Here is a 23,645-nt window from a genome sequence, read left to right as displayed (position 1 = left end):
ACTTGCATTGTCATTTTTCTTTTTCTAATCGTTCCAGAACCTTCTTAACTATTAGTTCAATTCCTGGTTTCAAGCTTTCTTCGGTTTGAGTGCTTTTAGGGTTCTGGGAAAAGATCTGATCTGCAAGATTTATTTTGATTTCATTTTTTATATCTTCGGGAAGGTTCTCGACATATGGAGAAGCCGCTTTTAAGTGCAATGCCATTTGCTCATATTTGTGTTGTTGGTTTCGATGTTTTGCCGATTCTCTCGCCAGATATCCGGCTGGTATCGATAGAATAAGTACTATTGACATCTTAAATAGAGATGAAGCGATGTCAATATTGGAAGACAGCGATTGGTAATAGGTAAATGCAGTGACAAGAACCATCACTGTCATAAAAGCCAAAGAACCTTGTCGCATTTTGTCGGCAGTTTCGGCTTCGTTTCGAGCCGTTGTTTCATAGTTTCCAGCGATTGCTTTCTCAGTTGTTCTGCCGATGATCTGGTTTACTTGTTCCTCTTTCTGAGCTAGCCGGTCGCGTGTTTCAGTAAGAAAAATCTCAGCCTTTTCTAGCTTGTGTTCGGACTCGCTTTGAATTGACTGTAAAATGTCTTGAGTGTTCTTTAATTTATGCTCTAGTCTTTCTATGGCTTTGGACATTTCAGAAACTCTATATTCTCTGATTGTGTCCTCATCTTGCTCTTTACTCGATAACAGATTTGTGTTTCCGAGTTTGTTAACCAAGGAAAGAATGGTGTCTATCTCAATTCGATCTTTTTCTGAGCCTATTCTTATGATTTCCTCTCTGGCTCGGTTTATCGTCGAATTTAAGTGTTTGTATTCTTCAATAAATATTGATCCGGGAAGATCCGTTTTAAGCGTATTTAATAGTTGAGTACAGCTTTTTTGGGATGTGTTTAGTAGTGCAGGAACAATTTTGGTTCCCTTTGTTGCTTCTTGAAGATCCGTTAGCCTTCGAATCAATTCGGTAAGTATTTCGTGTAACTCTTTAGTGTTTTTAACTGTATATTTGATAGACATTTATAAGTCCTTCCCTACCCAAACGACTTTCCCTATAACTTCCAAGTTTTGTAGATCTGGCAGAGATATTTCCTGTGGTGGATATTCCTTGTTGTCGCTCAGTAACTGTACACCGTCATTCCATAGGGTCTGAATTCGTTTGACGAGAAGGTGGTCACCATTTCTAATGACATAGATATGTCCGTCTCGGAGTTTCTTCTCGCTGGTGTCCACCATCACCGTTTCGTTGTCCGAGATAGTGGGCTCCATTGAGTCGCCTTTTGCAAATACGAGAGCCAAGTCATTTTCATTGAACCCCCGAAATCGTAGCCACTTTCTTCTAAATGCAAGCTCTCTTGTTGGAGCTTCATCTCCTGCAATAGATCCATGGCCAGCTGCCACTTGGACGTTGTATCCAGGTATTAAGGCGAATTCCTCTTCAAATTGAGAGTCTGACTTCTTCGCCTCTTTTCCCGTTGCCAGCCACTCAACGGAAACTTCCGCCGCCTCAGCAATGCGCAATAAATTGTCTAGTCTAGGCATAGCGCCATTTAGTATTGCCCTCAGAGTGCTGTCCCCCATACCTGCCTTCTGTGCAAAGCTGCGTGCCGACTGAGTCCCTATCAGCGTTTTTAACCTCTCCGAGAAGCCTGTCTCGTCAATGTTCTGTTCAGAGCTCATGTCTAGCCGCCTAGAAATTACCAAAAATAACAAACAAGTGCGCACCGCAAGCAAAATAACGTTGACTGAGCCGCTGTAGCGAGCTATATTTTGCTCATAAAGCAATTAAACGCTTACATGTGAGCGTATAAACGTGCAAATCAGTGTAGCAGAGTGCAAAACAGTGGACGAGCAAAAGCAAATCATTCTGATCGCAACCCCCGTCATGACTCAGGATCGCTACGCCCAACTCACGGGCTTAACGGAAGGGCAGGTCAGGGGCCAGATCGAAAAGGGACATCTGCCTTCACTCAAAATCGGCCGGGTGCGCATGGTCAACATCGCGGCCCTCTCTCAGCAGGCCCTGGACCAGGAGGATTGGCAATGACACCGGACGTTCGCAACCAAAAGAAAACCATCATGCGCCTGCGCTTCCAGCAAGCCTGTGAAGCCCATCAGGACGGCAACTACGAAGAAGCCGCCCAGCGCATCAGCCAGGTCCACCAGATGGTGTCTTCCTATATGGGTGTCGATTCCGACCTCTACTGGTTCGGTCTCAACCTCACCATCACCTGGGCCGAGTTCTTCCTCCAGGACGACACCCGCGACTTCAACGCCTGGGCAGTAGGGCAGGCCTGCACTGCACTGAGGGCCGCAGCATGAAACACCGTCGCTTGGACGCCGTCCGAAAAGCCGCCACTGTTGCGTTCCAACGCCCCAACTCAGAACCGGTCAACGTTTTCAAAACCGGCCTGACGGCGTTGCAGAACGACGACGTAGACGCCGCCATTAAATCTGCGTCCCGCCTGTTCATCCTCGGCAGCCTGCACAACCAGGCGTTGGCGCACAAACTCAATGGCCACCTCAGTTCCGCCATTCTGGCCAAACAACTGCGCCAGAGCCGTTTTGCCTTCCAGGGCCCTCGTCCGTCCTCTGCGCTCACTGCCCAGGCTCTGGAAGGCCTTTTTGACAATCTCCTACACCAGTTAAGCCACCTGCAGGAAGTGCGCACCGACTACCCGTGCGACTACATGGCCCGCTGCAAAGCGGCCTTCACCGACGCCCTGATCCACGAACTGGAATCCAGCGGCCATCACAGCCCGGCCTTTGACCGCCTCATACAACTGCGGGACGCCTGGGACTGCGGCCACCTGGATCTTCCCAACGTCACGGAGACGCAACCATGAGCCATATCCCACCACGAAAAGACCAGGTGGAAGACAAAGACCGTCGTTTCTACGTCTGCACCCCGTCCTCCATCTACCTGCAACTCCAGCAGGAAGCCATCCAGAGAGGCACCGACCTCTGGACCCTCGGCGGTTCCGTCCTGACCGCCTGGCTGGAGGCTGGCTGCCCGACCTTTGGCACTCAGGACCAACCCCCTGAAAAGCCTTCGAGTCCGCCCCCGTCATCGTCACCACTCGCGCACGAAAAGGGGGCCGGACAGTGACCGTTACAAGGCTGGCGCGCAGCGCCAGGGCCGCAGGCCCCCTGGCCTTGTGGCGGGCTCTGGCTGGTCCACAGTGCGCATCCGGAGTGGTGAGGATGTCGGGGGAGGACGGCCGCCCCTTGATTCCGAACCATGAGCACAGGAGGCAAGCGGAGCGCGGCAGGCGACAGGGATCGTTACCCGTAAGGGTGGCCACCTTAGTGGCCAGGAGCAGAGCGAGTAGAGCCCGCCCCAAAGGGGTCGCAAAACCCAATTCAAACCCTTTCCACCATCAGCACCAGGAAAGGCCGTAACGAAAACCAAAGTTGAATATTCAACCCCGGCCCAGCCGGACAACCAGCAACAGCAACACCCAACGAAACCAGAGGACACACGCAATGGAAAACTACCTGAACCTCATGATCATCGGCGCCACCCGCTACGACATCGACGGCAACCGGGGCGGTTCCCTGTGGGCCTACTCCCCGGCAGAAGCCGACGACGATAACCGCGTTGGTAACGAAGTCATGAAAATCGCCTGCGACTGGAAACACATCGACCAGCTGCGCAACCACGCCGGCAACCTGCCAAGCATGTTCACCGTGAAAGCCCAGATGAAAGCCGGGCAGGGCGGCAAGATCACCTTCAAGGCCCTGGAGCTCAAGCCCCAGGAACCCATCAAGAAAACCGCCTGATACCCATTACCAGGAACTAAAGAATGGCAACCGTCCAGAACTACCAATGCACCGGCACCCTGACCAGCGAATCCATCAACGGCAACGCGGTCATGGCCTGCAACGGCGGAACCTGGACGGTTCAAGAGATTCAGCAACAAGACATCGAAACGGTGTTTGCTGAATACCTTTCGCCCGATCCTGAAATGATCGGCTTGGTTATGGGTTCGGCCCTGGTCTTCTGGGCCATCGGAATCGGACTAAGCCGGGTTGTCCAGGTCATGCGAAAGGTCACTTAAACCACACTCGGAGAAAACGTTATGTCTCAACTCATCGAAATGGAAAAGCAAAACAACGGTAAAACCTGGGCCATGGCCCGCGCTCGCTGGGGCCGCCGTGCCGCCAAACTGGGCGTTGCAGTCTCCGCTGGCCTCGTGGCCGGTACCGCTGCAGCCGTTGATCACAGCACCGCGATCAACGACGCCTTCACCGACGGTTCCACCAACGTCACCACCGCCGTGACTGGCGTGATTGCCCTGGTCGCCATCGTGACCGGTCTGGGCATGATCGTCAGCATCCTGCGCCGGTAATGTTCACCGGTGTACTAATCGGGGCCCTCTGGGCCTCGATGTTTGCCCTCGGATACAACGGCAACTAACGCAAACCCAGAGGGCCGGACAACCGGCCCTTTTCAGTTCAAGGCCAGCCAAAGGAACCGTCAATGCGCACACTCATTCAATACAGCCTCATCCTTTGGCTCTGCATTCTTGCCTTGCCTGTCTCCGCCGGATTTCCTCCGCTTCTCGACGGTGCCGTCGTCCACTGGTCCAAAACAGCCAGTAAAAACTGCACCTCCTCCGGTGGTTGCGATCCGTCCCCCGGAGACACCATTGCCGAACAGGCCGCCGATTACCTCCCGAGTTGCCAGGCACAACACCCGGGCAAGCAATGCGTCATTCAGTCCTACAGCGATCCCAAAGAAGTGCGTTTTGAAAGTGGCGGTGTCACCTATTATGTCTGGCGAGGCGGCGCCCGTGTCGTTGCTCAAGAAACCTCCTGCGCCGCACTCACTCACGAACCCGACCCCATCACCGGCAACGTCGGCTCCACCAACGAAGAAGACTGCTCCTGCGCCAGTGGTTGGGTCTCCAGTGGCGAAGCTCCCGGCGTTGCCCCCTTTGACTGTCAGATCCCCGAGCAACAGCCCGAAGAATGCCAGGAAAACGGCCACATGTACGACCCGCGCAGCCAACACTGCGTCACCGAATGCCCCAGCGGCCACCTAGACAACCAGTGCCTCTCAGAGCCCGAAAACGAATGTGACGAAACCTCCCCCGACTACGAAGGCACCATCGGCTGGGGCCGCAACCGCCGGAACGTCTGCAGCGGCGACAACCAGTGCCAGGACAACGAAACCTACGCCTTCCGGGAAAACGCCGAAGGCTCCTGGTCCGGCCAATGCATCAGCAACGACAGCAACCCTCCGGTTTGTCCCAATGGCTTTGAAGGCGCCCTCATCATCACCGACGGCGGCTTTGCCTGCGAAGGCCTGAACCCCGAAGAAGGCGACGAAGACACCCCCAATGGGGACAGCGACGGAGACGGAGAAGCCGACACCAACGGCATGGCCAAACAGATCCAGGAAATCATCAAGAACCAGATCGAAGGCAACACCAACACCGACGCCATCAACGAGACCCTCAAGGGCATCGGCAAGAACATCAAAGACGGCACCAGCGCCATCACCGACGCCATCGGCAACATCCCCGGCGGGGGTGGCGGCAACGGATCCGGTGGCGACGGATCAGGAGACGGAGAAGGCGACGGAGAGCAGGAAGAGCCCGTCACCTGGAGCGGTGACCCCATCGACACCGAACTGACCGACCCCACCGAAGACTACGACCAGGTCATGGCCGACTACCAGGCCAAGATCAACGAAATCAAAGGGGAAGTCCAAACCATGTTCAGTACCAACCTGAGCGGCGGCGGCTCCGTTGACGACAACACCAAAACCATCATGGGCGTCGACGTGAACTTCTCCCTCAACCGATTCTTAGCCGGCCTCGACATCCTCGGGGCCATCGTCCTGTTCTGCGCCGCGTTCATCAGCGCCGGCATTCTCTTCGCTGGAAAGGGGTAACACCATGGAATTCATTGCCAACTTCTTCGACGCCATCTGGCAGTTCTTCAACAGCATCCCGGCCCTGATCGATGACTGGATGGTCAAGGCCGGTGCCTGGATCGTCATATCGGCCACCAAAGCCAAGATCGCCTTCATTGGTTACAGCTGGGAAGTCGCCCAGGAAGTCCTCAGTCAGCTCAACGTCTCCGACACCATCGAAACCTACTGGGGCCAGCTCGATTCCCAGGTGTTGGGCGTCGCCACGTACCTCAAGCTCCCGGAGGCCTTCAACATGATCATCAACGCCAGAGTCACCCGCTACGTCATGGACGTTATCGGTTAAGGAGGGAAGAAATGAGCATCGTTATCCACCACGGTCATCCAGGCTCTTACAAATCCTTCGGCGTCCTCCAACGACACGCCATCCCCGCCCTTAAAGAAGGGCGAACCGTCGTCACCAACATAAGGGGCTTCGACTCCCTGGAAAAAGTCGAGGAAGCCTTAAACGAGATCCTCCCCGAAGAAGCCGCCATTCTCAACGTCAACACCGAGGGCAGGGAAGAGAAGGCTTACATGGCCCGTTGGTTCCACTGGGCCCCACAAGGCGCCATGGTCATCATCGACGAAGCCCAGGCTATTTACCCGGCCAAACGCAAAGACTTCAAACCGGAGAACCTCGATTACCCCGGCGGCGCTGACCAGGCCAAACAGGACGAACGCCCCGCCGACATGTTCGAAGCCTACGACATGCACCGGCACTACAACTGGGACGTGTTCCTGTGCACCCCGAACATATCCAAGGTCCACATGGACATCCGACAGGCCGCCCAGGTGGCCTTCCGTCATTACTCCATGGGCGAATTGCTGCCCTGGAAAAAGGGCAAATGGAGGGAAGTAGAACATGACCCAGAGAACAATGGTAAAGCCAAAAGCCATGCATACGGAGTCCCGAAAGAATACAAATCGGACCCGACGATCTTCGCCACCTACCAGAGCACAAAGACCGGCGACCATCAGTCCAATCAAGGCCCCCAGAGCGTTTTTAAAGATAAACGCGTTGTGGGCTATCTTTCGTTGTCAGTCATTTCTCTATTGGTGTTTGCCTATCTGGCGGTCGGCATCTTCGAAAGGGAAAGAACTTTCGATGCGGGTGATCCGGCGAATATTCAGAGTATCGATGCGGCTGGCCCTAATGCTCTGTCTGATGGTCGTAATGTCCGCGATTCTCAAGCTGGTACTGAGAACAGCAGTGGCCTAGCGAACAACCAACAGAAACACCCCTTCCAGGATGCCGCCCTGAGAATTGCGGGCAACTTCAACCGCGCCTACCTGTTCCATGGCCAGGATCGCCAGGGTGACTTCTCAATAACTCAAAAAGACCTGTTCCATTTCGGCTACCGCATCCTCTATCTGCGCCCCTGCCATGCCCAGCTCTGGTGGGAGGGCCAAAAGGTCCAGGACATCTACTGCCAGCGAATCCGCATCCAGGCACCCGAACCCAGACCCAACATCGAGCCGGACACCTCGCCCCTGGAGGCCATCAACCCACTTCAGAAAGTCAAAGAAGAGGCGTAGCCCGCGGACGGCCGCGACGATGGCGAGGAGCGGCAGGGAGCGGGCGAAGCCCGGAGACGTCCCTGTAACACGTCTCATAGAAAACGACGGTAGTCGATTTTTAACCACTTAGAACCACAGTGAGCCACAGATGAAAATCAAAGACTTTGAACGCATCGACACCACCACCGGCGAAATCGGAAAAGGGGACCTGTTCATCGGTCCCGAAGGTCAGCAGGTGAACCTGAACAATGTTAACGTCCTCTGGACCGGCACCGATACGGTCCGGCAACTCTTCCAGGGACGCCTGAAGCCCGAAATCCTGGCCGACATCGCCACCGAATACGAATCCGGCTACGACGCCACCCTCACCATCAAGAAGATCCCGTTCCGGCTTCAATCCGGCAGACGCGGTGGTTTCAAGTACATCCTGCAAAACCGGGAATACGGCCTGACCATCCTGCTGCAGAACTTCTACGCCGAAGCCGACACCCTGGGTACGCACGTCAAAATCGAAACCTCGCCCCGATGGCTCTATGAACGCTCCAGCCAACAGATCCACGACGAACTGGCCGAGTGGGGCATGCACTTCCTCACCAACATTAAACCAGTCGGCATCGCCCTTCACCTGGCCGTGGACTTCCAGGGCTGGGAACCTCCGCAGGACTTTGCCCAGCACTTCGTCACCAGGGCACGAACCATCAGCGTCCACAACGGTATGAGCGACTTCCACTTCCAGGGCCTGGAAGGCTCAACGGTGAACGGGAGAGGAGAGACTTACACCTTCGGCAAGGCAAACAGCCTGCAGGTGTGCCTCTACGACAAATCCAAGGAAATCGACGTCTCCGACAAACGCGCCTTTATGGAATCTATTTGGGAATGCGCCAGCAACGAAGAGTGCTTCCCGGACACCTGCTATGACCCTGACAAGCCGGTTTGGCGCCTGGAAATCCGTTTCCATCACCGGATCGTGAACGAGATCTCCCAGGGCACGCCCAACATGAAGCCCATCTATACCTACATGGACGCGGTACCGCACCTGACCGGCCTCTGGCAGTACGCCCTCCAGAGCAACCGCTACGAGGTCAAACGGGAATGGGTACATCCCATCTGGACCAAACTCCGGGAGGATATCGGCTTTGGCTACAGCGCCCCGGATCTCATGTACAAACGCGCAAAAAAGGAACCCGGTTGCGGCAACGAAAAGAACGTCTCCCTGGCCTTTGGCAATCTCTTGTCCATTTATGCACGCAACCGCTTTAACCCACGTCAGGCTTGGGATTGCCTCAAGAAATCCGGTCTCTGGGAGGATCTGTGCGCCTACTACCGGCGACGGGAGATCTATGAAAACGAACTGTTCCAGCTCGTCCAGGATGGCCTTATAAAACGACGACTACTCACAAAGGTAGCCGCATGATCAGGAAACTACCGTCGGGACGATGGCAGGTTGATATCCAGCCGGGTGGAAGAGGGCAGAAGCGCGTCAGGAAATCCTTCGACTCCAAAGCAGAAGCGCAACGGTTTGAGCGTTGGGCAATGAGTCAGCACGACTCCGGATCGAGTATTCCCCAGCTGAAAAAAGATCGGCGCAAACTCCTAGAAATCCTGGAAACCTGGTATCTGGCACACGGCAAATACCTGAGGGATGGGGAGCGCCGCTATCGTCACCTCAAGCGGATTGCGGAATCTTTTGGAAACCCGACAGCAGAAAAACTGACGGCCAATGACTACCTGATCTATCGTGCCCTGCGAATTGAAGACGGGATCTCACCGAAAACGTGCAATAACGATCTCGGCTATCTTAGTGCGGTGTTTAACGAGCTTCACCGAACCGGTGAAATCAGTTACCCGAATCCGTTCGGAAAGATCCGGCCCATCAAGATCCAAGAACGAGAAATGGGCTATTTAGATGATGGTCAAATTCGAACCATTTTTGCAGAGCTGAGTGAGAAAACTACAAATCCCCACGCTTTACTGGTTGCTCGTCTCTCGCTGGAGACTGGCGCCAGGTGGTCTGAAGCGGAGGGGCTTACCCTTGACCGCCTTAAGCCCTACCGGGTGACTTACGACCAAACTAAATCAGGTAAGAAGAGGTCTGTGCCGATTTCAAAGGATCTCTACATGACTGTCAAAAAGCATTTGGAAAAACATGGTAGTTTCGGCACATCCACTATTTCAGCATTTAGACGTGCTGTGGATCGCTCAGGTGTTCAATTACCCCAAGGACAGTGTGCACATATCTTGCGCCACACTTTTGCGAGCCATTTTATGATGAATGGCGGGGACATACTGACTCTAAAGCGGGTTCTAGGCCATTCGAGTATTTCGATGACAATGCGTTACGCGCATTTGTCTCCAGATCATTTAAAGACCGTTGTGGATTTTGCACCACGGCTTTAGTTTGATTTATCAGGTTCGCTCAAGGGTTGGCTTTGTTCGAGGCGATCACTTATTAAAGCTATTAGGCTCTCGAGTTCTGTTTGTATTTCTTCGTGATTCCGCTTCGCAGTCTCCCTGAATTCTTTAATATCACCTTGAATATCCAGTTCTTTTCTTAAGGCCAAAGAAAGTTCAATGGTAGGTTCGGAGAGTTCTTTTAATCGTGTTAGCAACCAGCGCATATAATCTTGCTGATAGCGGATTTTCTGGTTGCCCAATTTATGAATCTGTTCTTTCAGTTCATCGCTTCGTTTTACTAGCGCATTAATATCATTGGTTAGGGGCTCGAATACTGAATAACTTTGCTGGCCGGATCTGGTGAGGGCGTCTATTTGGGCCATCGTTTTTTCCATGGTATCACCTACACTGGCATAAGCCTCCTCAGCTATCTCCTTCTCTTGGACTGTTTCGTGGAGGGGAAGCAATTGCTGGAGCGCCTGGAGAAACAAACTTCCATACTGTGTTGCTACTCTCGACGCTAACTTCGATGTCTCAGGCTCCCCAATCAGCTGTACTTTTGCCGAGAGACCTGTGAAGCGTAGCATGTCATTCGGAGACGTAGCTTCTTCGCTTGATGGGTCAAGATTCGGAAGGTTTGCGAGGTGAGAATTGAGTCTATTGAGAGATTCTGCAGCTTCCAGGTATACCTCTCTTCTGAGGTCCGATTTCCTCTGTTTTTCTGATTCTTCGGCTTGGGCTTGTAGTTGCGTAATTAGCCGCGTCTTTTCATTTCTTGATGAGATCCAGACAGTAGTCAGAGCTATTATGGCGCCCCAAACTTCACCAGGGATTAAGGAGAATAGTTCCAAGATAAAGCTTTGGGATGAGTCCATACCTACAAGTCCTTTTGTATTTACAGGTGCGTTGACGTTTCGTTGACACCTACGGGAATTTATTAAGCCTAGAAACGAAAAAAGCCCCTGAAATCAGGGGCTTTCTCTTGGTTGTTTGGTGGAGACGGCGGGAATTGAACCCGCGTCCGCCAGTACTCAGCCTTGAGGTCTACATGTTTAGCGTCTCTCTATTGATTTAAGTTCAAGCGACCCGAGAGCCAGGGTGCAAGAACCGAGTTCTTTAAATCTTAGCCGTTAACCAGTGAACTCTGGGTAACGGAGCATCCCGTAAGCGATGACGTCCTGAGATGTTGCTTCCGGGCTACGGGCGACCCGGTCAGGACGACTAGCAGCTTACGCTGCTAGTGCGTAGTTTTCGTCGTTTGCGACTATTGCGTTGCAGCTTTGGATTAACGAGATTGGCTGCCATCTCGACATGCACTCAAGGGTTCGCCACCAGCGTCGAAGCCATGTCGTCCCCTTACCTTCAGTATATGTGTCCGGTTTGCCGGACTTCAAGGTTTGTTTGTTGCAGTTTTGTGCTTACAGGGCTGTAGATGTACCTACAGCCCTAGCTGGCCTTGCGTTCAATGGCATCGTGCCGGCCTGCCAGAGCCGCGTGGCTCAGGGCCTCGAAGCTTTCCCGGAAGTAGCCCATCACGGCATCCGGGTCGGCGTGAATGGCCTTGTCCACGGTAATGCCAAATTGCACGGTGCCAGCGTAACTCAGAATGCTCATGCCGATGCCAATCGTGCCGCTCTGGGGCACCCAGAACATGGGCTGGGTCAGCTTGCTGCCCGCCAGGTAGAGTGGCTCTTTCGGGCCGGGCACGTTGGTCAGCACGGCGGAGGCCTTGTTGCTGAGCAGATCCAGCGCCCGCCGTTCAATAACATCGGGGCCCCGGCCGAAGATATCAAGCAGGCTGTAGGTAACCTGGGCCTGATAGGACTGCTTGAGGCGGTTCATGTTCTCCTGCACCTGCCGGAAGCACATCAGTGGGTCCATGACTTCCACCGGCAGTGTGACCAGTACCAGGCCGAACTTGTTGCCGAGGGTTTCTATGGGCTGATCCAGCGGACGCAGGTTGAACGGCACGGCCACGCGAATTCCGCACTCGGGAATCGTCTCTTTATGGGCTGCAAAATGCCGCTGTAGGGCCCCGGTGACCGTGCAGAGCAGGGCATCGTTGATGGTGCCGCCCAGGGCCTTGGCACAGGCTTTCACTTCGGCAAGATCGAGAGGATCCGCCCAGGCCACCTGCTTGCGTCCGGATAGCGGTTCCTTCAATCCGGTTTTGGGCTCTACGGGGGCCAGGCCGAGCTTGAGCAGATCGAAGGCTACGCCGCTGGCGGTGGAAGCCAGTTTCAGGGGGTAGTTGGGCTCGTCACGAACAGACTGAATGAACAGTCTTGCCTGGTTGGTAGCCGTTTGCGCGCTGTCTACGGCACGGTGCAGGAAGTTCTGGACTGCAGATCTCTGGCGGGGTTTGGAGCGACGCTTGCGAGCCACTTTGCCCAGCCTGGGTTCCGGCGTTCTATCGGTGAGTGACAGCATCACGCGCACCAGCGAAATGCCATCGGCAATGCAATGGTGAATGCGGATCAGCAGAGCCCCACCGTCGCCGTAATTGTCGATGTAATGCATTTGCCAGAGCGGCTGCCGGAAATCCAGCGAGGTGCTGTTCATGTCACTGACCAGCTTCTGGAGTTCCGCCTTGTCGGCCTTGCCTGGAAGGGCGATGCGGTGCAGGTGATTGTCCAGGTCGAACAGGGGATCGTCCTGCCAGTAGGCGCGGTCTCCGGTGTCTATGACCCGTTGCCGGAACCGGTCGAAGCAGAGAAACCGCTCCTCAAGGGTGTGCCTGAGGCGGCTCATCGAAACCGGTTTTTCCAGCGTCCACACCCCACAGATCATCATGGGGTTCTGGGGCGAATCCATGCGCAGCCACGCGCGGTCTACGGCGGACATAGGTATCTGTTTGGGTGACATAAGCGGCTCCCTTTGCCCTGCACCGGAATTCCCGAGTATAGGCCTGTTGGAATTCTGAACAAAGAGAGTGAGTATGCGACATACCCGTCGACGCCGGCCATGACCGGCGTCAGGTATTTGTTAATTCCTGGCGGGTAGGATCAAACGTTGGCTTCGCGCAGGATGCGCTGCTTCTGGCGGTTCCAGTCGCGCTCTTTCTCGGTGGCGCGCTTGTCGAACAGCTTCTTGCCTTTCACCAAGGCGATTTCGCACTTCACCTTGTTGTTTTTCCAGTACAGCGCCAGCGGAATGCAGGTGTAACCGGCCTGGTTCACCTTGCCAACGATCTTGGCAATCTCTTTGGCGTGGAGCAGGAGCTTGCGGGTGCGCGTCGGGTCTGCGATCACGTGGGTGGATGCCGCAATCAGTGGGGTGATGTGAGAGCCGAGCAACCAGGCTTCGCCGTCCTTGAGCAGAACATAGGCGTCCACCAGCTGGGCCTTGCCCGCACGGAGGGATTTCACTTCCCAGCCCAGCAGGGCGAGACCCGCTTCAAAGCGTTCCTCAATGTGGTACTCGTGCTTCGCCTTCTTGTTCAGCGCAATGGTGTTGCTCGGCGTTCCGGGTTTTTTCTTGCTCATGAATCAATGAATCCGGGGTCGGACGAATGAACGGACCGGCCTTGCTGCAGCCGGAAAAAGGCGCATTGTAGCCCAACAGTGCCAGACCGGTCACGAAATCAGCGTTGTGGCGGCTTCTGGTTCGTGCGCGGGGGGATCCTTCAGCTACAATACTGGCCCAGACCTTCTCCCCGACCTGTTCAGTGGCCTCAGGGACGCGAATGCCTACGCCGTATCAGACACATATCGGGTCCTTTACCCGAAAATCAACCTTCTTCTGGGCCGCGGTGGGCGCTACCGTGGGTCTTGCCAACCTGTGGCAGTTCCCTTATCTGGCCAGTCTGCATGGTGGTGGCCTGTTCATCCTGCTTTATCTTGCCTGCCTGCTGCTGGTTACTCTGCCGCTGATGGTGACCGAAGCGGCCATAGGTCGCTATGCCCGCCACGGAATTGTCCTGGCCATGGACGGGCTGATCCGGAGTGCCAAGCAGTCCCGCGCCTGGATGGCGGTTGGCCGGCTCAGCATACTGGCAGCCTTTCTGGTGCTCTCATTCACTGCAGTGTTCGGTGCTATCGCCCTGGCCTACGTGTTTTTCGGGGCGCTTGGCCGGTTTTCCGGTGCTGGCGAGTCCGAGGCAACCGGCATTCTGGCGGGCCTGGTGTCAGACCCCAGGGAATACCGGGTTTTCATGGGTTGGCATGTCTTTTTTCTGCTGCTGGTGTTGTGGGTCTCGGCCCAGGGTGTTGTGAAGGGGCTGGAACGGGCCCTGCGGGTGGTGGTACCGGGCGCCCTGGTGCTGATGCTTGTGCTATTTGCCCTGGCCGCCTGGCACGGGCGGATCGATGGCGCCATTAACCATATTCTGGCGATGCATCCGGAGGATCTTTCCTGGGAGAGTCTGAAGGCGGCCCTGTTTCATGCTTTCTTCACGCTCGGTCTGGGGATGGGCGTCTGGGCCATACTGGGTTCCTACACCACGCCCCACACCCGTCTGAAGCGCTCGATTCTGGCGGTGGTGCTGATGGATACCCTGGTTGCCATCCTCGCGGGCCTGATGATTTTCGCGATGGCGACCGACGGCAACAGCTTTGACGGTGAGCGGGGCTTCAGCCTGCTGTTCGTCTCCATGCCGGTAACACTGGCCCAGTTGCCAGCAAGCCAGTTTGTGATTGCGGCCGTATTTTTGTTGGTGGTGCTGATTGTCTGGACCACGTCGCTGAACCTGCTCGAGCCGATTGTTGGCTGGTTCCGGGAGTGGACCGGCGCGCCCAGAAGTCTGTCGGTGCTGCTCATTGGCCTGGCGGTATGGCTAGCGGGTCTCGCCTCTCTGCTGTCATTTAATGTATGGGCCGAACAGCGGGTTGGCGGTGCTACCCTGTTTCGCTGGCTGGAGCTGGTTACCGGCGGCCTGCTGATTCCCCTTGTGGCCATCCTGATCGCGCTGTTTACGGGCTGGTGCCTGACCAGGCATCTTTCCGGTACCATGCTGGGCGCTGCGCCAAGGCTGTTCGCCGGTATCTGGTTCTGGGTGATGCGCCTGGTCCTGCCCCTTGTTGTCGCCTGGATAGGGGTGCAATACACGGCCTTTTCACTGGTAAACCTTTGCAGCAACGGCAATGCTGCGGCCTGGTGTGAGCAGCCTGCCGCCATGATTTCTGAGAATGGTGAGGCGCCACCGAAAGAACGGCCGTTTGCCACGACAGGCGCAGAATCCGATGAAGAAACGCCAGGGGGCGACGAGACAGCGCCTGCGGCGGACCAGAAATCGCAGGGGGAAGAGGGTGGCGATGGTAAGTCAGGCGAAAAAGCCCCAAAACAGGACGATATCCTTTATCATAGCGTGTGATTAAGGCTGTCTTCCTTCCCAGAAGTCTGCAATCTTTTCACAGCGTGTTTGCAAGCAGGACAACCGGTTCCAATGCCCCATCAGATTGATAAAACAGCTTTGGTTATGCACTCCGCCGAGCGCATGTTTCACCTGGTCAACGATATTGCCCGTTACCCGGAGTTTTTGCCCTGGTGTGCGGGCGCGGAGATTCACGAGCGGCAGCCGGAGCAGGTCACTGCGTCCCTGGAAATCGCCAAGGGTGGGGTGCGCCACAAGCTGACGACCCGCAATCAGTTGCTGATGCCGGAGGCGATTGAGATGAATCTGGTGGACGGTCCTTTCCGCAACCTGACGGGCCGCTGGCATTTCAAATCCCTGGACGAGAACGCCTGCAAGGTGATTCTGACCCTGGAGTTCGAGTTTTCCGGATCGCTTTCAAGGATGACCTTCGGGCCCGTTTTCAGCCAGGCTGCCAATACCATGGTGGATGCGTTCTGTCGCCGTGCCGATGAGCTTTACCGGAAGGAGGGTGCATAATGCAGGTGGAAGTGGCCTATGCCAGGCCTGACCGGCAGGAAATTGTGCCGGTGAACGTGCCGGAGGGAACCACGGCTCTGGAAGCTGCCAAGTTATCCGGAATCACCGATATTTTTCCGGAAATTGATCCCGACACCATTGATATGGGCGTGTTCGGAAAGGTCATCAAAGACCCGGCGGCGCACGAACTTCGCGAAGGCGACCGGGTGGAGCTGTATCGCCCGCTCAAGATCGATCCCAAGCAGGCGCGATTGAACCGGGCGAAAAAGAAAGACCAGGCTCAGTAGGCCGGGGTTTCTTCCAGTAGCTGGGCCTCGTAGTAGGCGTACTGGTCGTCTTCGTAGTAAACGATAATTCGTTGTTCCTGGATGTCCCCGCCCTCTCTCTGAAACGTATACACATAGTATTCGCGGGAGGGGTCAACCGGGTTGAGCATGAGGGGTGTTCCCATAACTGCGTGCACCTGGCTGCGAGGCATGCCTTCGGTCAGCTGCGTCAGCTCCTCATCGGTAACGATGTTTCCCTGCTGGACGTTGATTTTGTAGACGCCCGGAAAAACGCAACCGGATAGAACGAAAGTGAGAATGAGAGCTGTGAGCTTTTGCATCGCCGGGGGAAATCCTCTATCTTGAAATCGCCTGCCAGAGGCAGGTGTGACACGGGTTAACCGTTCAATGGCGGCTTCATCATACCGGAAGCCGTGAGGCACACCAAAGAGTGAATAGTAACATGTCATCCGAAAACGCCGAATTACGAAAAGTCGGTCTGAAAGTGACTCTGCCGCGAGTGAAGATCTTCAATATCCTGGAGACAGCGGAGGAGCATCATCTCAGTGCCGAAGATGTGTACAAGAAGCTTCTGGAGCAAGGCGATGACGTGGGGCTGGCAACAGTCTACCGGGTGCTGACCCAGTTTGAGGCGGCGGGGCTCGTCCTACGCCACAACTTTGAGGGCGGGCATGCCGTGTTCGAGATGGCTGGAGATGATCACCACGACCACATGGTCTGCACACAGACTGGTGAGGTAATCGAGTTCGTCGACGAGGTCATTGAAGAGCGCCAGAAGAAAATCGCCGAAGAGAATGGCTACGAAATCGTTGACCACAGCCTGATTCTGTACGTAAAGCCTATCAAGTCCTGAGTCTTGTTCAGTCAGTCTGATGAAAAAAAGGGGCGGGCTTTTGGCCCGCCCCAACAGCTCTCAGGATCGAGAGGGGTAGTGGAAAATTGCTCGCGGCTCAGTGATGGGTTGCCTGCCCCTTTGAAAACATCTCCCGGGCATGTGCGATCGTGTGTTCGGTCATGTCCACGCCTCCCAACATTCGCGCTACTTCACTGATTCTGCCCTGGTCATCCAGCGTCTCGATTTTCGAGAAGGTTGCATCCTGTTCGGTAAACTTGCTTACAAACAGGTGCTGGTGGCACTGAGCTGCCACTTGCGGCAGGTGGGTCACGCAAAGTACTTGTCCGTTGCTGCCAAGGGTTCGAAGTAGTCGGCCAACTACTTCGGCCGTACCACCGCCAATGCCGACATCCACTTCGTCGAAGACCAGGGTGGGCGTGGTTGAGGTCTGGGCAACCACCACCTGAATGGCAAGACTGATCCGCGACAATTCACCGCCGGAGGCCACTTTGGCCAAGGGTCGAGCCGGCTGGCCCGGATTGGCGCTGACCAGGAATTCAATCTCTTCCAGCCCGTGGGGTGCCGGCTCCTCGCCGCTGTTCCGATTCAGATGGGTAATGAACTGCATGTTGGGCATGCTCAACTGGGCAAGCTCGGCTGCGACCCGTTGGTCCAGCTCGGCAGCCGCCGTGGCTCGAGCCTCCGAAAGCTTGCCGGCCAGTTCATCGAAGCGTGCCCGCTGGCTTTCCAGCTCTGCTTCCAGTTGTTCCAGGCTGCCTTCGCCGCCGTCCAGTTCGGCCAGCTCGACGCTCAGGCGCTGATGCAATTCCGGTAATTCCTCGGGTGTGATCCGATGCTTGCGGGCCATCTGGTAAATGGCGCTCAGCCGCTCTTCCACTTCCGACAGACGTGCCGGGTCGGCCTCATAGTCTTCGACAAAGTGGCGCAGGTTGTCGCCGGCCTCGCTGATCTGGATCTGGGCTTCGTTCAGCATCTGGATGGTGTCGGCCAGTGCAGGCACATCCACGGGAAGCTGTTCCAGTTGTTGCAGTGCCTGGCGAACCAGATCAGCCGCGCTGGTTTCATCTTCCGTGCAAAACAGGGCCGCCTGGTGGCTGTTGTGCAGAACTGTGTCTGCCTGGCTCAGTTGGGCCTGTTCCCGTTCCAGCTGTTCTTGCTCGCCGTCTTCCAGTGCCAGGCGGTCCAGTTCTTCCACCTGGTAACGCAGCAGTTGCAGCTTGGCCTCCGCTTCATCGGCATTCTGCCGGCGCTCGGTCAGCCGTTGGCGGATCTGGTTCCAGGTTTTCCAGGCTTCGCGGGTGTCGGCGGCCAGAGCCTCAACGCCGGCAAACTCGTCCACCAGCTTGCGGTGGGTTTCCTTGCGCAGCAGGGACTGATGTTGGTGCTGGCTGTGAATGTCCATCAGTAACCCGCCGAGTTCCTTCAAATGGTTCAGCGGGCAGGGTTGGCCATTGATGTAGGCGCGGGAGCGGCCATCTTTGCTGATTACCCGGCGCAGAATGCAGTCGTTCTCGTCATCCAGCTCATGCTCTGCCAGCCAGGTGCTGGCCTCGGGAATGTCAGATACGTCGAAGGTGGCTGTGATATCGGCGCGCTTGGCGCCATGACGAACCGCGCCGGCATCTGCGCGCCCCCCCATGGCCAGCCCGAGAGCGTCCAGCACGATGGATTTGCCGGCGCCGGTCTCGCCGGTGAGCGCTGTCATCCCCTTGCTGAACTGGAGTTCCACCCGTTCGGCGATGGCGTAATTGGAAACCGTAAGTTGAGTCAGCATGCAGATACCCTCCGCGTTCTTCCTGAGACCGGCAAAACACTGTTTGTGTATACAGTTACTGTGAATATATACAGGGTTTTTGCTGTTTGCAAACCTGTTGAGGGGATTTTCTTCAGGATTGCAGGCATTGGTGGTTGAAACCTGAAGAGCGGGCCCCATATCCGTTCGCAACGACATTTTCCGGCTCGCCGCGGCCGGAGCCCATGTTTAACCGGCCACTGACAGCGGGCCGCTTCAGAATAATCAGGAGTAGTCATGAGCACTGACGAGAACCGGAATGAGCACGAGGAACTGAACGAAGCCCTCGAGGCTGCTAAAGAGGAAGCCCAGTCTGCTGAAGCAGAGGCTGGCGAGGGTGAAGGCTCGGAAGTAGAAGCGCTCAAGGCCCAGGTTCAGGAGTTCCAGGAGCAGATGTTGCGCTCCCAGGCGGAGATGCAGAACGTTCGGCGCCGCGCCGAGATTGACGTGGAGAAAGCTCACAAGTTTGCCCTGGAAAAGTTCGTTAAGGAGCTGCTGCCGGTTGCAGACAGTCTTGAAAAGGCGGTTGAGAGCACCGAGGGTCACGAGGAATCAGGCGAGCTGGTTGCCTCCATTCGCGAAGGCGTGGAGATGACTCTGAGTCTGTTCATGTCCAGCCTGAAGAAATTCAATGTTGAGCAGATCAACCCTGTGGGCGAACCGTTCGATCCCCAGCATCATGAAGCCATGTCCATGGTGCCTGCGCCGGATGCCGAGCCGAACAGCGTGGTTGCCGTGGTTCAGAAAGGGTATCTGCTGAATGGTCGTGTTGTGCGGCCGGCCATGGTGGTGGTCGCCAAAGCGGAAGATGCACCAAAAATTGATGAGCAGGCTTGAAAAGCCGATTAAAGCGCCAATATAGCCAGTAAATAGCGACAGCGGAGGCAAATGCCCTCCGGGAAAGCATTCAGAAGAATCGGAGTGACTCAATGAGCAAAATTATCGGTATCGATCTGGGAACGACCAACTCCTGTGTTGCCATCATGGATGGCGATAAGGTGAAGGTTATTGAAAACGCCGAGGGTGATCGCACCACCCCGTCCATCATCGCCTACACAGACGATGGCGAGACCCTGGTTGGCCAGTCAGCCAAGCGCCAGGCTGTAACCAACCCGCACAACACCCTTTACGCCATCAAGCGTCTGATCGGTCGTCGTTTTGAAGACGACGTGGTTCAGAAAGACATCAAGATGGTGCCGTACAAAATCGCCAAGGCGGACAACGGTGACGCCTGGGTAGAGGTGAAGGGCGAGAAGATGGCGCCGCCGCAGGTGTCTGCAGAAGTTCTCAAGAAAATGAAGAAGACTGCAGAAGACTACCTGGGTGAGAAAGTGACCGAAGCGGTTATCACCGTGCCGGCCTACTTCAACGACAGCCAGCGTCAGGCTACCAAGGATGCAGGCAAGATTGCCGGTCTGGAAGTGAAGCGGATTATCAACGAGCCGACCGCGGCTGCCCTGGCTTATGGCCTGGACAAGAAGAGCGGCGACCGCACCGTGGCTGTATATGACCTGGGGGGTGGTACCTTTGACCTGTCCATCATCGAAATTGCCGATGTGGACGGTGAGCACCAGTTCGAGGTTCTGGCCACCAACGGTGACACCTTCCTCGGTGGTGAAGACTTCGATCTGAAAATCATCGAGTACCTGGCAGACCAGTTCAAGAAAGACAGCGGCATCGACCTGCGTGGCGACTCCCTGGCGATGCAGCGCCTGAAGGAAGCTGGCGAGAAGGCCAAGATTGAGCTTTCCAGCAGCCAGCAGACCGACGTTAACCTGCCGTACATCACTGCAGACGCGTCTGGTCCCAAGCACATGAATGTGAAGCTGACCCGCGCCAAGCTGGAGTCCCTGGTGGAAGACCTGGTCCAGCGCAGCCTTGAGCCCTGTAAGGTGGCTCTGGAAGACGCCGGCATGAAGGCTGGTGAAATCGACGAGGTTATCCTGGTTGGTGGTCAGACCCGTATGCCGCTGGTGCAGGAGAAGGTTAAAGAGTTCTTCGGCAAAGAAGCCCGCAAGGACGTTAACCCGGATGAAGCCGTGGCCATGGGTGCTGCGATTCAGGCGGCCGTTCTGTCTGGCGACGTGAAAGACGTATTGCTGCTGGACGTAACCCCGCTGACCCTGGGTATCGAAACCATGGGTGGCGTGGCAACTCCGCTGATCGATAAGAACACCACGATCCCGACCAAGAAGTCGCAGACCTTCTCTACAGCGGATGACAACCAGACTGCCGTGACCATTCACGTGGTCCAGGGTGAGCGCAAGCAGGCGAACCAGAACAAATCTCTGGGCCGTTTCGACCTGGCAGATATTCCGCCGGCGCCGCGCGGCGTTCCGCAGATCGAAGTAACCTTCGATATCGACGCCAACGGTATCCTGAACGTGTCCGCTAAGGACAAGGCTACCGGCAAGGAACAGTCCATCGTGATCAAGGCCTCTTCAGGTCTGAACGATGACGAAATCGAGAAGATGGTTCGCGATGCCGAAGCGAATGCTGAGGAAGATCGCAAGTTCGAAGAGCTTGTCCAGGTTCGCAACCAGGGTGATGCAATGGTTCACGCCGTTCGCAAGACCCTGAAGGATGCCGGTGACAAGGTCAGCGACAGCGAGAAGGAGTCTATCGAAGCTTCCATTAAAGAGCTGGAGGAGGCTCTGGAAGGTTCCGACAAGGAAGACATCGAAGCCAAAACTCAGAAGCTGACGGAAGTCTCTTCCGAGCTGGCCCAGAAGATGTATGCAGATCAGGCGGATCAGGCGCAGCAGGCCGGTGGGCAGGAAGAAGCCCAGGGCCAGCAGTCTGACGACGCCGTCGACGCTGAGTTCGAAGAAGTCAAAGACGACGACAAGCGATAAATCTGACGTACATCAGGCAGTTGGAAAACGCGGGGAGTTCCCCCGCGTTTTCCGCGTTTAAAAACAGGGTTTTAAAAGCATGGCCAAGCGCGATTATTACGAGATTCTCGGGATTTCCCGGGACGCGGACGAGAAGGAAATCAAGCGAGCGTACCGAAAGCTCGCAATGAAGTACCACCCCGACCGTAACCCGGACGACACCGAAGCCGAGAACAAGTTCAAAGAGGCCAGCGAAGCCTACGAAGTACTGGCAGAGCCGTCGAAGCGGGCTGCCTATGACCAGTTCGGTCATGCCGGCGTTGACGGCCAGGCTGGCGGTGGCGGATTCGGAGGCGGCGGTGCCAGCTTCTCCGATATCTTCGGCGATGTGTTCGGTGACATCTTTGGTGGCGGCGGCCGTGGCCGCAACACCCGTGGCGCCGACCTGCGCTATACCTTGGAGCTTGATCTGGAAGAGGCCGTGAAAGGCAAGACAGTCCAGATCAAGATTCCGGGGCATCGTGAATGTGAAGTCTGCGACGGCAGCGGTGCCGAGAAAGGCTCCCGCCCGGAAACCTGTGGTACCTGTAAGGGAATGGGGCAGGTGCGCATGCAGCAGGGTTTCTTCACTGTGCAGCAGGCGTGTCCGACCTGTCGCGGCTCGGGTCAGATCATCAAGAACCCCTGCAAGGCCTGTCACGGCCAGGGCCGGGTTCAGGAAGAGAAAACACTGTCGGTTAAAGTGCCACCCGGTGTGGACACCGGCGACCGCATTCGTCTTTCCGGTGAAGGCGAGATGGGCGTCGATGGTGGCCCCCCAGGCGACCTGTATGTGCAGATCGCCGTACGCGAGCACTCCATCTTCACTCGCGATGGCCGCAACCTCTATTGCGAAGTTCCCATCAGCATTGTTGATGCCTCCCTCGGTGGAGAGCTCGAGGTGCCGACACTGGATGGCCGGGTGAAGCTGAAGATTCCACCGGAGACCCAGACCGGCAAGCTGTTCCGTCTGCGTAACAAGGGTGTCAGCCCGGTTCGTGGCGGTCCTGCTGGTGACTTGCTGTGCCGTGTGATCGTGGAAACGCCGGTGAATCTGACCAAACGCCAGAAAGAGCTGCTCGAAGAGTTCCAGAAAACCCTGGATGGCAGCAACGGCACAGAGCATGGCCCGAAGAAGAGCTCCTGGTTTGAAGGTGTCAAAAGCTTCTTTGACGAAATGAAATTCTGATCGGCCCGACAAAAGGAACGCGAGCATGAGGGTAGCAATCATCGGCGCCGCCGGGCGCATGGGAAAAGTCCTGATCGAAGCCGTTGACGGCACCGAAGGCCTGGAGCTGGGTGCCGCCGTCGTCGAGCCGGGCAGTAGCCTGATCGGCGCCGATGCCGGCGAAATGACCGGTATCGGCAAAACCGGCGTAAAAATGGCCGGCAGTCTGGCCGATGTGAAGGATGATTTCGATGTGCTTATCGACTTCACCTTCCCGGACCTGACCCTGGAAAATGCCGAGTTCTGCAAGGCCAACGGCAAGATGCTCGTCATCGGTACCACCGGCATGTCCGACGCCGAGAAGCAGCAGTTGGCCCTGGCCGCTGAATCCACCCCGGTGGTGTTCGCGCCCAACATGAGCGTCGGCGTCAACGTCGTCCTCAACTTGTTGCGCACTGCAGCGGCCACTCTTGGTGACGACTACGACGTTGAAATCATCGAAGCCCATCACCGCCACAAGAAGGATGCTCCCTCCGGAACGGCCCTGCGCATGGGCGAAGTTGTCGCCGATGCGCTGGGTCGTGACCTGAAAGAGTGTGCCGTCTATGGCCGTGAAGGTTTCACCGGTGAGCGTACCCGCAAGGAAATCGGGTTTGAGACCATTCGAGCGGGTGACGTGGTCGGTGATCACACCGTTTTGTTCGCCACCGAGGGTGAGCGCATCGAGGTAACCCATAAAGCCAGCAGCCGGATGACCTTTGCCAAAGGTGCTATGCGGGCAGCGTTGTGGCTCAAGGATAAGCCGGCCGGGCTTTACGATATGCAGGATGTGCTGGACCTCAAGTGAGGCCATTTCTCGTGGACACAAAGCGCCATATTTTTTACAATAAGGCGGTTTGACTGCACCAAGCGTACCTTTGCACAAAGTTTCTGAAAAAGCGGGACCGAGTTAAGACTCCGTCTCGCTTTTTTGCAACCTGAATTTGCGCTTGCGTTCCTG

27 protein-coding genes and 1 other RNA gene are annotated in these 23,645 nt (G+C 56.0%); 20 read left to right on the top strand and 8 right to left on the bottom strand.

The genetic code is table 11. The features are described 5' to 3' along the window. Positions 1–10: 10 nt before the first annotated feature. Together ACO06L_RS10940 and ACO06L_RS10935 are read right to left on the bottom strand one after the other, a co-directional pair. Entirely contained in the window at positions 11–1,024 is a 1,014-nt protein-coding gene (locus ACO06L_RS10940) for a hypothetical protein (RefSeq protein ID WP_421845682.1), read from the bottom strand. Beyond that, positions 1,025–1,684, bottom strand: coding sequence for an XRE family transcriptional regulator (locus tag ACO06L_RS10935; RefSeq protein ID WP_202348239.1), 660 nt, complete (start codon positions 1,682–1,684; stop codon positions 1,025–1,027). A 163-nt stretch (positions 1,685–1,847) separates the two neighbouring features. Here ACO06L_RS10935 and ACO06L_RS10930 point away from each other — a divergent pair, with 163 nt between their 5' ends. The 12 genes from ACO06L_RS10930 to ACO06L_RS10875 all read left to right on the top strand — a co-directional run bounded on the left by ACO06L_RS10930 (position 1,848) and on the right by ACO06L_RS10875 (position 9,842). Next, positions 1,848–2,051 (top strand): hypothetical protein, encoded by a 204-nt coding sequence (locus tag ACO06L_RS10930; RefSeq protein WP_041646358.1) that lies wholly within the window; start codon positions 1,848–1,850, stop codon positions 2,049–2,051. Further along, positions 2,048–2,326, top strand: coding sequence for a hypothetical protein (locus tag ACO06L_RS10925; protein ID WP_202348240.1), 279 nt, complete (start codon positions 2,048–2,050; stop codon positions 2,324–2,326). The genes ACO06L_RS10930 and ACO06L_RS10925 overlap by 4 nt, the downstream gene beginning before the upstream one ends. Further along, positions 2,323–2,850, top strand: a complete 528-nt coding sequence (locus tag ACO06L_RS10920; RefSeq protein WP_202348241.1) for a hypothetical protein — start codon at positions 2,323–2,325, stop codon at positions 2,848–2,850. Before ACO06L_RS10925 ends, ACO06L_RS10920 begins: the two co-directional genes overlap by 4 nt. After that, positions 2,847–3,113: a hypothetical protein gene (locus ACO06L_RS10915; protein ID WP_336144444.1), complete on the top strand. Its 267-nt coding sequence runs from the start codon at positions 2,847–2,849 to the stop codon at positions 3,111–3,113. The genes ACO06L_RS10920 and ACO06L_RS10915 overlap by 4 nt, the downstream gene beginning before the upstream one ends. A gap of 377 nt (positions 3,114–3,490) precedes the next feature. Further along, positions 3,491–3,787 (top strand): hypothetical protein, encoded by a 297-nt coding sequence (locus ACO06L_RS10910; RefSeq protein ID WP_014578317.1) that lies wholly within the window; start codon positions 3,491–3,493, stop codon positions 3,785–3,787. Positions 3,788–3,810: 23 nt separating this feature from the next. After that, the gene (locus tag ACO06L_RS10905) at positions 3,811–4,065 is read left to right on the top strand and encodes a hypothetical protein (RefSeq protein ID WP_421845680.1); all 255 of its coding nucleotides are present in this window, start codon (positions 3,811–3,813) and stop codon (positions 4,063–4,065) included. Between the two features lie 21 nt (positions 4,066–4,086). Further along, on the top strand, positions 4,087–4,356 hold the full coding sequence (locus ACO06L_RS10900) for a hypothetical protein (RefSeq protein WP_421845652.1): 270 nt from the start codon (positions 4,087–4,089) through the stop codon (positions 4,354–4,356). A 131-nt stretch (positions 4,357–4,487) separates the two neighbouring features. After that, positions 4,488–5,906, top strand: a complete 1,419-nt coding sequence (locus ACO06L_RS10895; protein ID WP_202348828.1) for a hypothetical protein — start codon at positions 4,488–4,490, stop codon at positions 5,904–5,906. Between the two features lie 4 nt (positions 5,907–5,910). Beyond that, entirely contained in the window at positions 5,911–6,231 is a 321-nt protein-coding gene (locus tag ACO06L_RS10890; protein ID WP_202348829.1) for a DUF2523 family protein, read from the top strand. An 11-nt stretch (positions 6,232–6,242) separates the two neighbouring features. Beyond that, positions 6,243–7,463: a zonular occludens toxin family protein gene (locus ACO06L_RS10885; protein ID WP_421845678.1), complete on the top strand. Its 1,221-nt coding sequence runs from the start codon at positions 6,243–6,245 to the stop codon at positions 7,461–7,463. A 130-nt stretch (positions 7,464–7,593) separates the two neighbouring features. Continuing rightward, the gene (locus tag ACO06L_RS10880) at positions 7,594–8,859 is read left to right on the top strand and encodes a hypothetical protein (RefSeq protein ID WP_336144620.1); all 1,266 of its coding nucleotides are present in this window, start codon (positions 7,594–7,596) and stop codon (positions 8,857–8,859) included. Further along, the gene (locus ACO06L_RS10875) at positions 8,856–9,842 is read left to right on the top strand and encodes a phage integrase (RefSeq protein WP_202348467.1); all 987 of its coding nucleotides are present in this window, start codon (positions 8,856–8,858) and stop codon (positions 9,840–9,842) included. The genes ACO06L_RS10880 and ACO06L_RS10875 overlap by 4 nt, the downstream gene beginning before the upstream one ends. On the opposite strand, the gene ACO06L_RS10870 is transcribed toward ACO06L_RS10875, so the two are convergent. From ACO06L_RS10870 to smpB, 4 genes are all read right to left on the bottom strand, one after another. Continuing rightward, positions 9,839–10,714, bottom strand: coding sequence for a hypothetical protein (locus ACO06L_RS10870; RefSeq protein WP_202348468.1), 876 nt, complete (start codon positions 10,712–10,714; stop codon positions 9,839–9,841). The genes ACO06L_RS10875 and ACO06L_RS10870 overlap by 4 nt on opposite strands. A 116-nt stretch (positions 10,715–10,830) precedes the next feature. Then, positions 10,831–11,195, bottom strand: a transfer-messenger RNA (tmRNA) gene (ssrA, locus tag ACO06L_RS10865). A gap of 90 nt (positions 11,196–11,285) precedes the next feature. Further along, positions 11,286–12,704, bottom strand: coding sequence for a WS/DGAT/MGAT family O-acyltransferase (locus ACO06L_RS10860; RefSeq protein ID WP_202348469.1), 1,419 nt, complete (start codon positions 12,702–12,704; stop codon positions 11,286–11,288). 140 nt (positions 12,705–12,844) lie between these two features. Further along, a complete protein-coding gene (gene smpB / locus ACO06L_RS10855; protein ID WP_064229984.1) occupies positions 12,845–13,324 on the bottom strand; it encodes an SsrA-binding protein SmpB in 480 nt (159 codons plus the stop codon). Positions 13,325–13,524: 200 nt separating this feature from the next. Between smpB and ACO06L_RS10850 the strand changes: the two genes are divergently transcribed. From ACO06L_RS10850 to ACO06L_RS10840, 3 genes are all read left to right on the top strand, one after another. Continuing rightward, positions 13,525–15,150 (top strand): sodium-dependent transporter, encoded by a 1,626-nt coding sequence (locus ACO06L_RS10850; protein ID WP_202348470.1) that lies wholly within the window; start codon positions 13,525–13,527, stop codon positions 15,148–15,150. 72 nt (positions 15,151–15,222) lie between these two features. Next, on the top strand, positions 15,223–15,669 hold the full coding sequence (locus tag ACO06L_RS10845) for a type II toxin-antitoxin system RatA family toxin (RefSeq protein WP_064229986.1): 447 nt from the start codon (positions 15,223–15,225) through the stop codon (positions 15,667–15,669). Beyond that, entirely contained in the window at positions 15,669–15,956 is a 288-nt protein-coding gene (locus ACO06L_RS10840; protein ID WP_064229987.1) for an RnfH family protein, read from the top strand. The genes ACO06L_RS10845 and ACO06L_RS10840 overlap by 1 nt, the downstream gene beginning before the upstream one ends. On the opposite strand, the gene ACO06L_RS10835 is transcribed toward ACO06L_RS10840, so the two are convergent. Beyond that, on the bottom strand, positions 15,950–16,276 hold the full coding sequence (locus ACO06L_RS10835; protein ID WP_064229988.1) for an outer membrane protein assembly factor BamE: 327 nt from the start codon (positions 16,274–16,276) through the stop codon (positions 15,950–15,952). The genes ACO06L_RS10840 and ACO06L_RS10835 overlap by 7 nt on opposite strands. Positions 16,277–16,398: 122 nt before the next feature. Between ACO06L_RS10835 and fur the strand changes: the two genes are divergently transcribed. Beyond that, a complete protein-coding gene (gene fur, locus ACO06L_RS10830) occupies positions 16,399–16,809 on the top strand; it encodes a ferric iron uptake transcriptional regulator (protein ID WP_064229989.1) in 411 nt (136 codons plus the stop codon). Between the two features lie 97 nt (positions 16,810–16,906). Here the strand turns inward: fur and recN are convergent, their stop codons facing one another. After that, positions 16,907–18,586, bottom strand: a complete 1,680-nt coding sequence (recN, locus tag ACO06L_RS10825; protein ID WP_202348471.1) for a DNA repair protein RecN — start codon at positions 18,584–18,586, stop codon at positions 16,907–16,909. 255 nt (positions 18,587–18,841) lie between these two features. Between recN and grpE the strand changes: the two genes are divergently transcribed. The 4 genes from grpE (at position 18,842) to dapB (ending at position 23,492) form a co-directional block, all read left to right on the top strand. Further along, entirely contained in the window at positions 18,842–19,441 is a 600-nt protein-coding gene (gene grpE / locus ACO06L_RS10820) for a nucleotide exchange factor GrpE (RefSeq protein ID WP_064229991.1), read from the top strand. A gap of 92 nt (positions 19,442–19,533) precedes the next feature. Then, positions 19,534–21,459: a molecular chaperone DnaK gene (dnaK, locus tag ACO06L_RS10815; protein WP_064229992.1), complete on the top strand. Its 1,926-nt coding sequence runs from the start codon at positions 19,534–19,536 to the stop codon at positions 21,457–21,459. A gap of 79 nt (positions 21,460–21,538) precedes the next feature. Continuing rightward, positions 21,539–22,666: a molecular chaperone DnaJ gene (gene dnaJ / locus ACO06L_RS10810; protein WP_064229993.1), complete on the top strand. Its 1,128-nt coding sequence runs from the start codon at positions 21,539–21,541 to the stop codon at positions 22,664–22,666. 25 nt (positions 22,667–22,691) lie between these two features. Then, positions 22,692–23,492 carry a 4-hydroxy-tetrahydrodipicolinate reductase gene (gene dapB / locus ACO06L_RS10805; RefSeq protein ID WP_008171519.1) on the top strand — a complete coding sequence of 267 codons (801 nt, stop codon included), beginning with the start codon at positions 22,692–22,694 and terminating at the stop codon, positions 23,490–23,492. Positions 23,493–23,645 lie beyond the last annotated feature (153 nt).

It is taken from the genome of Marinobacter sp. (assembly GCF_965229985.1).
Taxonomy (GTDB): domain Bacteria; phylum Pseudomonadota; class Gammaproteobacteria; order Pseudomonadales; family Oleiphilaceae; genus Marinobacter.
This window is presented reverse-complemented; position numbering and strand designations above follow the sequence as displayed.